This window comes from Hymenobacter sp. H14-R3 (genome assembly GCF_030063445.1).
In the GTDB taxonomy this organism is placed as follows: domain Bacteria; phylum Bacteroidota; class Bacteroidia; order Cytophagales; family Hymenobacteraceae; genus Hymenobacter.
This window is the reverse complement of sequence record NZ_JASITD010000051.1, coordinates 1-8,538: the sequence shown is the minus strand read 5'-3', so window position 1 is coordinate 8,538 and position 8,538 is coordinate 1. Positions and strand designations below refer to the sequence as shown.

Genomic DNA, 8,538 nt, shown 5'->3' with positions numbered 1-8,538 from the left:
CGGCCAGGCGCAGGGCTTCGGCCCGGAAGGCGGCATCGTAACGCCGACGTTTAGTAGGTGGGGGGCTGTCTTTCATGAAGTTGGAAAGTTAAGGCCCTATTCTGTCCAGATTTACTCGACCACCTCATATTGCCAGTTGTTTGACTAACGAAGCACTGCCCCGCCAAAGTACCATGCTGGGCACTGCGGCCAGCGAGGCCAAAACTCGCACCAATTCCAAGAGTGGGTTTATAACTGGTATTATGTAAAGGGACAAAAGGGAGAAAATACCCCGCCTCGTCGCGGCGGCCTTTTCTCCCTTTTGTTCTATAACGGAAGTCTTGAGGACTTTAAATGCGATGCTTTGCAGTAGAAGGTACTTGGGATACTATTGATGAGATACGTTTATTGAGAGCTAGGACAGTGGGTGAATTGGCGTTGGCTTTAGTTGTGACTACAGTAGTGCCATCGACGGTGGTGATACCAAAAATTTGACGTTGCTGCGTCTTGTTTAGCGCTTGGACATGGCTAATTTCAGCAGGGTTAACTTTAGATAAGGCGTCAAAGTCCACTTTCTGGCCATCAAGGTAATACACTACATTTCTTGCTACAGGCTTTTCTGCTGGGGCAGACGTGGGCACCACCTGGGCCTGAGCAGTTGCGCAAGCGAGAGTCAGCCCTAGCATAAGTGGGGCAGCCACTAAATAACGTCCAAACTGACGAGTGATTGAAGTGATTTGGCGAAGCATAGTAATCTGGGTTTGAGTGTGAGGAATAAGCTGCAAGTAAACTTACTTACAGCGACTTCAGTCAAAAAGTAAAAGAGAAAGAACTTTCTTTTCTATAACCTAGGAATTCTATTTGATAAGAAGCGTAATTTTTAGAGCGACTGAGCCCAGGCGCACAAGTAGCAGGCTTATTTATGGTTGAGCCTGTCACGTTTTCCAAACGAACGTTTAACGAATGTGATAAACTTACTTGCTGAGGTAGTGAGTTGACAATCTGAGTATTAATAAGAACAAAATGGAAAAAAGACTCTGCCTCGTTGTAGTGGTCTTTTCCCCTTTTGTTCTATAATCCTGCCACTATCCGTGACGGCTACTTAACGCCCAGGCGTTCCGCCGTGTAGGCCCCCACGTTCGACACTTTGCCATCGGTCACTTGCAGCTTAATCTGGTAGAGGCGTTTGGTGATTTCCGAAGGGCTCAATGTGCGCAGGGCCGCGATTGCCTGGTCTTTGCGCAGGCTGAAATCATTGACTAGGCGGCCTAAAAGGGCCGTTTCCTGCTCGTTGTAGTCTATTTCAGTCGTTTTCGGAGTGTAAACAACCGTAAATTCCAGCTCCACAACCTTGCGGCCCCGCTTGATTTCGCGGTAGGTGAAGGCCAGGTCAGTAACCGTGTTAATTTCCTCGGCTGGCTTTAGCACGTTGCGCTTAATGTCAGCATATAGGGGATATTTGTCTTTTCCAGTGTCCTTATCAGTTAGCCCAAGCTGTATTTTAAGCTTATCTAATGGTATGCGAAAGACCTTGTTAGGAAGGTGCTTGTACATGGAAAAGATTTCGTAAAACCGCTTGGCATAGATGCTATTCAAGGTGATAGCCAAGTCGAGTTGAAAGGTAGTAAAGTGGGTTTTCAGATATCCGTAGAAGGGCCTGATTTTTGGGTCCACCGAGATTTCTAGCGTGCCGGTGCCCTTGATGTACTGCACCGAGGAAAAGAAGTGGGTTTGCAGTAGGTCGCCATTCGGCAAGTCGGCCTCCAGGACGCGGCCCAATAGCTTTTTAGTGATGGTGCGCAGGCGGTCGTACTTGATTTCTTCTCCCGTTCGCTCACGCAGCTCTACGGTTGAAACGTAGTAGAGCTGACCTGGTGGGTCGGTCGGCTGCATCTCGCGCATCGCCAGGTAAAGGATGTTCTTTTCCAGTTTGGTCAGCTCGTAGCGGGCCGAGGTCAAGACGTTCGATTGCCACAGTGTGACGACCTTATCAGAGGATTTTTCAGGTTCCAATTTGCCAGCAGGTAAAATAGTACAGCTGCAAATATATGAGGTTGTTCTATGAGTATCATTTAAAAGCTCATAATTGTAGGACAAAAACTCATAGTTGATTTGCCGTGACTAGGACAAAAACTCATAGTTGACGGACATTTTCCTATAGTTAGTCCGAGTAAGCTCAACCACACTAGGACAAAAACTCATAGTTGACGGACAAAAACTCATAATAGATGGGATAACTCATTGACTGTCAAGGGCAATTTTTGCTAAATATGGAAGTGTTTGGTTTTAAGACTTCAAAAAAATTTTTCACAAGATTTGAAAACGCGCGAGGGGAAGGCAAAAAAAGGGCTTTTAGGGCCTGTTCTGACACTCCCGAACTATGCGGAAATGTCCGTCGAGTGACGCGAAAACAGCCAAAAAAAGAAACACCACCAAAACCAAGCTTCGCACACCAGGGCGCGGCGCGGTGGATTTACAACTATTTAGTAATCAATAGCTTATGTACTAAATAGTTCAGCTTATGTACTACTTTGGGCGGTCATGTACTTTTGCCTCACTTTTGACCTTCCAGCCCCTATTTTGCAGTATGGCAGACCACGTTTTTCGATTAAAGGACACTCCATTGGGAACGGTCCTTGTGAAGTTTTATCAGATTATCCCCTATACCGATGAGGCTTTTAATAAGGCTAAAGCACTTGATTTCTGGCAGGCTACTCCAGGTTCTGGTAACTCGTGGAGTATGGCCCTCTACCAAGGTCCCGTCAGCACCAATCACGTCCTGACCGAAGCTATTGCCCAGCTGCACACCCGTTGCCCCGCCTGTACCGCCGTGCGCATTGAGCAGGCCAGATAAGCACGACACCCGGCACTTGGCCACAGTTTCGGAAGGGCCGTATATTTGCTCAGTCGGGTAGCCTTAGGGTTTCAGACAAACGGCGGCCAGAACCGAAGTACTGACCGCCGTTATCCTAAGGATGCCCGAGCCAGTGGCTAACCACCGCTCGAACTGCTCCCCCTATTGCTGCCTTAAGCAGTTCCAGGGGGATGCGAAACCAACTAGCCTGGCCAGCTGGTTTCACCTTTGCACGTTTACCCATTTTCGTTCGGGAGTAAGGGTGCTCAATCCACCCACTTCCTGAAGCCCTGGTTGTTCAAGCAGCCGGGGCTTCATCTTTTCAGACGATGCGTTGGCGGGGTGACTACCGTGCAAGTGCAACGAAGATAGAAGTTGCTTGGTAGTACCCTAGTTTTTTGGTAGTTTTAAACTACTGATTAATTATCTGCTGTTTATGGGAAGGCCACGCAAAGAGTTGACCGGGGATGCTGCCGAACGGAAGCAAATGCACTTTTTACTAGAGGGTGCAGACTGTGTAGAGTGGCGTAAGATGCTGCGTGAGTTGGGCGGAGTAGAAGCGGAACATGCTCGTAATGCCCTGCGTGCTTATATGGTCAGTAAGCGGGTGGATAGTCTGTCCAAGTAAATAAGTATCTTGCCCAAGTGCTCCCAATATGGTATCTTAGTAGCCCCTTAATAGCTCGTTCTGGTGTTAGCGCAAGATGTGTTTTGTGAATCGCGCTTCGCGTAATCCCCAAAACCCGTTCGCCCGTTGGGCTCACTACACTTGCCCCTTCGGGGACCTTTACATGAAAGCACCCACGCCCGCCGATTCTACTCCCCACCGCCCCCGCAAAGGGGGCCGAAAGGCTGGCCCGCTGGCCGACAAGCAGCGCCACGTCGTCAGCGTGCGGCTCACTGATAAGGAGCACGAGCGCCTGAACCGCGAGGCTGAGCGGTACCACCTGAGCCAGGGCGAGGTGCTGCGCTCGGTCTGGTTGAAGCAGGACACGGCCACGAAGCTGCCGGCCCCGCCGACCCCCGAGGAAGCCCGGCTGCTGGTGCAGCTCGCCGGCATGGCCGCGAACCTGAACCAGCTAACCAAGCTGGCCCACTTGCAGCAGGACCAGCGCACCGGGGCCGCAACGGTGCTGGGGCAGATGCACCACCTTCTGAAACGCCTCACGCCCGCCGCGTCATGATTGGCAAGGTGAAAGTGAACCAGTCGTTTGGGGCCATGTGTCAGTATGTGCTCCAAGAAAAGACCCCCGATAAAGGGGCCGAGGTGCTGGCTGCGCACGGGGTGCGCACCGACAGCGCGGCCCACATGGCCCAGGACTTTGATATGGTGCGGGCCATGCGCCCCGGGCTGGGCAAGGCGGTGCTGCACGTTGCGCTAGCGTTCCCGGTCGAGGAAAAGGAGAAGGTGACCAACGAAGTGATGGGCCGCATTGCCCACGACTACCTAAAGGGGATGAAAATCGACCCCGAGAACACGCAGTGGGCGGTCGTGCGGCACCAGGACAAGACCCACCCGCATATGCACTTGGTGGTAAACCGGGTGGACTTGGACGGGCAGACGGTGAGCGACCAGTTTGTGCGCTCGCGCAGCGTGGACGTGTGCAAGCGTATCGAGCAGCAATACGGGCTGATAGTAGCCGACCAGGTGGGCCGCAAGCAGGCGCTGGAAATCGGCCCGACCCCGGCCCAGGCGAAGGCCACCACCCCTAAAGAGGAACAGTCGGCCGAGTGGAGCCGCGCCCGGCAGGACATTGGCCGCGCCCTGGGCTACACGGCGGGCCAGGCCCGCAGCTTTGACGAGCTGCGCGAGGCGCTGCGCCCGCGAGGCATCGAGCTGGAGCTGACCCGTCGCAAGGATGGCAGCCCGGCCGGGGTGGTGTTCGCGCAGGACGGGCACCGGGTGAAGGGGAGCCAGGTGGGCCGCGAGTACAGCGCCGGCAACTTAGAAACGGGCTTCGCCAAGGCCCGCGAGCTAGGCCAGGCCCAGGACCCGGCCCAGGCGTGGCAGCAGCTGGGCCAGGACTACGCGCTAGCCAAGCTGGCCGAATCCTACGCCCAGGCCAAGGAGCAGCAGGCCCGCCAGCAGCCGAAGCAGAACAAGTCGCAAGGGTTTGGTATCGGGGATAATTAACTACTTACACAACTATGCAAGAGCTACTTGACGACATTAAGGCCCTGCGCCGGGGCATCGAGGCCCTAAACGCCCGCAGCTTGGAGCAGGGCAAACCCATTAGCCGCGCCGAGGTAGACGAGGTGCTGGCTAAGGTGAAGGAGGGGACGAAGATTGATGTTGACTATAAGGCATTAGCTACCCAGCTTCAACCCCATTTAGCGACGCCCGACACGATAGCGGCAGCGGTTACGACGGGTAGCCAGCAGCTACAGCAGGTGATTGAACAGATTCCGCGCAGTATGCCCTTAGCGGATAAGGTATTGGGCTTTACTAGCCTACGGGCGTTCATGGGGGTGTCTTTTATGCTGCTGATTTTCTTTGCGTTGAGTGGCTACGCGTGGAGACAAATAGGGGAAGCGGAGGCAAAAACGGAGCTACTTCAGCAGCAGCTGGCCCAAAAGCAGGCGACGATGAAGTGGCTGAACGACGGGTACGTGGACTTAAAACAGGATAATCCGAAGGCCGCGCAGAAATACTTTTCGCATTAGTAAACAACGTTTTAGCTATTCATTTACAGGCTCTACACGCCCCCCCTTTCACTATGTCGGATTACCCTAAAGAATATCTAACGCACTACCCTACCCAGAGCTGCCCCGCGTGCGGTGGGGGTGGGGAGGACGAGCAGGGGGGGCAGTGCCCCGACTGTACGGGTGGGGGCGAGCTGCCCCTAGCCACCGCGCCCCACACGGACCTGTCCACCAGTCAAGCCCAGCTAGGCCCCGACGACCAGCCGGCCTACTGGCTGGGGCTACTCCCACCCCCAGAGTTGAATTAACGCCCGATGCCGCCTGGGAAACTGCAATTCTTAGCGGACTTCCTAGCCGCTACGGAGTGGCTGTTTTGTCGCAGCTGCGCCGAGCAGTCCCCCACGCCCACCGGGATGGCAGTGTCTTCATGACTGGTAAGGTTAAGGAAAATGATGTACTAAAAATAGCGAATAAAATTCTGGATAAAGACTAAACATTCAAAGTATATTGTTTAAAAATTAAACCGCTCTCACTTATTATGTATCAACTATTTAGAAGCTTGCTGCTGCTGCTGTTCCTCTCAATAGTTGCAAAGCAATCGGCTTGGGCGCAGCACGAAGCAGATACTTGGTATTTTGGTGACCGAACGGGCTTTAGTTTTCGAGGTGGCGCGGCGCAGCCCCTACTCGATGGCCAGCTTCGTACCGGGGCGGCCTGTGCGGTGGCGTCCGATGGAGCCACGGGGCAACTTTTGTTTTACACCAACGCCGAGCAAGTCTGGAATCGCGAACATCGACTCATGCCTGGTGGGAGCGGCTTACAGGGCTCGCAGCTGGTGACGCAGGGAGCCCTTATCGTTCCGGTCCCAGGGAGTGCCACCAAGTATTATTTATTCACGCTTCTTCAGCAGTCTCAGCCTGGGCCATTCAGCCTAGTTGGGGGCAGATGCCAGCTAGTGTGTTCCTTGGTAGACATGCAGTTAGGTGGAGGCCTAGGCGACCTAGAAGCTACCAGTAAGAATGTGCCCTTGGCCCAGGGGCTTACGCAGAAGCTAACGGCCATTCGCCACACCAACGGCCGGGACTACTGGGTGGTCGTCCACCAGTGGGGCAGTGCGGCGTTTCTGGTTTACCCTATCACGGCCCAGGGAGTAGGGACCCCACGTCGCCAGTTGATTGGCCCTACCCACCCAGCACAGTTGGCCGATACGTTACAGATTCGGGGCACAGATGGGCAATTGCAGGCTTCCCCAGATGGGCGCAAACTAGCTTGCGCGGTGAGCGATGGGATACAGCCTTTCAGTGTGTTCGATTTTGACGCGGCGCAGGGCACCCTCTCGGCCTACGCCAACCTAGGAGCGTTACGCGATGGCTACGGCGTCAGCTTCAGCCCCGACAATACGAAGCTGTACGTGCAGAATTTCAGTCGTGCTGCGCAAGGAACGGGGTATAATGTTATTAGCCAATATGATATGAGCGCGGGTGACCCTGCCGCTATCGCCGCTTCTGGCAGCAGCCTGATTGTGGACAATCCAGCGACTAATATTCGTATTCAACAAGGAGGAAGCTATTATACCTTGCAAAATGGGCCGGACGGCCATTTATATGGGGCCAGCTGGTACCGGGGGGGCGACGTGCCCGCAGAAGATTCTGGCCTACAGACTTTTTATGTCATCGCTCAACCCAACGCAAGGGGATTTGCTAGTGCGATACGCGCTGAGCGCTATGAGTTCGCGGGCCGGACGGCTGGGCCGTCGATGCCCAACTTTATGCAGCATTACTTCAACAACTTGGCCCCCGCCTTGCCCATCGCTTGCGACCCAGCTACCGTAGCACTGTTTCCCAACCCAGCTACCGGCAGCTTTCAAGTTCGGCTCCCGGGAAATTGCACACAAGAGTACTCCCTTATTTTATACAACTCGGTAGGGCAGCAAGTACTGCAAGCCAATGGTATCACGAGCGATGGCAAGATGTCTGTTGACCACTTGGCAACTGGCCTGTACTTGGCTACCTTGAAAATAGGGCAGCAAATCGTAACTAAGAAACTAATAATCTACTAGATAGAGGAGTGCTGTCCTGAGGGAATTAGCCAATGCATTAAGTAGCCGTAGTAAAAATACCAATTCAACTGAGTGGGCCATCAGGTAGCAGGGGCTAAAAGCGAGTAAGATTACACTGATTATATTATTTATATATTTACAAAGAACTGAGTAAGGTCAAAACCCACACCGATTCCAAGAGAGGTTGCATAAGCCCTTTTACGTATTGTAAAGGACCGTTTACAATACGTAAAAAGCTTGCTAACTTGTTTAAGCGAGCACAGAGATAATTTCGTATTACAGCCCCATGACTTCACCTCACCGCTTGCTCTTGGTTCTGCTGGCCAGTGGCCTTAGCTTGCTTGGGTATCTGTGGTCTCATCCCTTTTTCTTCACGCCAGCTAAGACCTTGTATGAACGCGGGATGGTCGAGCAAGAAGAAGGCATGGGCACGGATGTTCTCCGTCCAGTGGCCATCAAAGAAGCCGCTCGCTATTTTGAGCTAGCCCTCAGCAAAGGGTATCATTCGCGCAACGTGTTTCAGAATTTGTACTGGTGCTACGCGTATTCTCATGATGGGCCCGCAGTAGAAATGGCGCTTTCGCGGGGGTTGGCGCGCTACCCCACCGACCAGGAATTTTGGTGCCGGCGCGCTGCTGCCCGGTTGGAACAAGCGCACTTCGAATTGGCGCTGCAAGACTTCAACAAAGGGCTTAGCTTACCCCCTAATTACCAGCACTTAAGTGAAGCATTTTATGAGCGCGGCGCGGCAAAATATATGCTGGGTCAAAAGCCAGCAGCGGAAGAAGACCGAACCCGTGCTCAAACGTTAAGCGGTGATTCTCTCCGCACTTATGAGGACTATTGAGGTGGTCCGATTATGCTGGACAGTTTAGGGCACTAAGAGGCTATCCGAATAGGGAAAAATCAGTTGTATTTTAGGGGTATGGCTACAGTTCAAGAATTTCGCATTTCGGACACGCTTTGGGCGCGGTTGTCCCCTCATTTGCCCGTCCACGTGCCC

9 protein-coding genes are annotated in these 8,538 nt (G+C 53.3%); 7 read left to right on the top strand and 2 right to left on the bottom strand.

What is annotated here, in order from left to right; genetic code table 11:
- Nucleotides 1–329 precede the first annotated feature (329 nt).
- Together QMK33_RS22980 and QMK33_RS22975 are read right to left on the bottom strand one after the other, a co-directional pair.
- Nucleotides 330–728, bottom strand: coding sequence for a hypothetical protein (locus QMK33_RS22980; RefSeq protein ID WP_283566970.1), 399 nt, complete (start codon nt 726–728; stop codon nt 330–332).
- A 349-nt stretch (nt 729–1,077) separates the two neighbouring features.
- Complete coding sequence (locus QMK33_RS22975; protein WP_283566969.1) at nt 1,078–1,992, bottom strand: replication initiation protein; 915 nt, start codon at nt 1,990–1,992, stop codon at nt 1,078–1,080.
- A gap of 574 nt (nt 1,993–2,566) precedes the next feature.
- On the opposite strand from QMK33_RS22975, the gene QMK33_RS22970 reads away from it, so the two are divergent.
- From QMK33_RS22970 to QMK33_RS22940, 7 genes are all read left to right on the top strand, one after another.
- A complete protein-coding gene (locus QMK33_RS22970) occupies nt 2,567–2,833 on the top strand; it encodes a hypothetical protein (RefSeq protein ID WP_283566968.1) in 267 nt (88 codons plus the stop codon).
- Nucleotides 2,834–3,624: 791 nt separating this feature from the next.
- Nucleotides 3,625–4,017, top strand: coding sequence for a plasmid mobilization protein (locus QMK33_RS22965; protein ID WP_283566967.1), 393 nt, complete (start codon nt 3,625–3,627; stop codon nt 4,015–4,017).
- A gap of 8 nt (nt 4,018–4,025) precedes the next feature.
- Nucleotides 4,026–4,967, top strand: coding sequence for a relaxase/mobilization nuclease domain-containing protein (locus tag QMK33_RS22960; protein WP_283566966.1), 942 nt, complete (start codon nt 4,026–4,028; stop codon nt 4,965–4,967).
- A 14-nt stretch (nt 4,968–4,981) separates the two neighbouring features.
- Nucleotides 4,982–5,497: a hypothetical protein gene (locus QMK33_RS22955; RefSeq protein WP_283566965.1), complete on the top strand. Its 516-nt coding sequence runs from the start codon at nt 4,982–4,984 to the stop codon at nt 5,495–5,497.
- A 53-nt stretch (nt 5,498–5,550) separates the two neighbouring features.
- Nucleotides 5,551–5,784, top strand: a complete 234-nt coding sequence (locus QMK33_RS22950; protein WP_283566964.1) for a hypothetical protein — start codon at nt 5,551–5,553, stop codon at nt 5,782–5,784.
- A 251-nt stretch (nt 5,785–6,035) separates the two neighbouring features.
- Nucleotides 6,036–7,535, top strand: a complete 1,500-nt coding sequence (locus QMK33_RS22945) for a T9SS type A sorting domain-containing protein (protein WP_283566963.1) — start codon at nt 6,036–6,038, stop codon at nt 7,533–7,535.
- Nucleotides 7,536–7,821: 286 nt separating this feature from the next.
- Nucleotides 7,822–8,382, top strand: coding sequence for a tetratricopeptide repeat protein (locus tag QMK33_RS22940; RefSeq protein WP_283566962.1), 561 nt, complete (start codon nt 7,822–7,824; stop codon nt 8,380–8,382).
- Nucleotides 8,383–8,538 lie beyond the last annotated feature (156 nt).

Bases quoted from the DNA above. Each gene is read 5' to 3' on its own strand.
- QMK33_RS22965 (WP_283566967.1), top strand. From the start codon at position 3,625: ATGAAAGCACCCACGCCCGCCGATTCTACTCCCCACCGCCCCCGCAAA.
- QMK33_RS22950 (WP_283566964.1), top strand. From the start codon at position 5,551: ATGTCGGATTACCCTAAAGAATATCTAACGCACTACCCTACCCAGAGC.
- QMK33_RS22940 (WP_283566962.1), top strand. From the start codon at position 7,822: ATGACTTCACCTCACCGCTTGCTCTTGGTTCTGCTGGCCAGTGGCCTT.
- QMK33_RS22970 (WP_283566968.1), top strand. From the start codon at position 2,567: ATGGCAGACCACGTTTTTCGATTAAAGGACACTCCATTGGGAACGGTC.
- QMK33_RS22980 (WP_283566970.1), bottom strand. From the start codon at position 728: ATGCTTCGCCAAATCACTTCAATCACTCGTCAGTTTGGACGTTATTTA.
- QMK33_RS22955 (WP_283566965.1), top strand. From the start codon at position 4,982: ATGCAAGAGCTACTTGACGACATTAAGGCCCTGCGCCGGGGCATCGAG.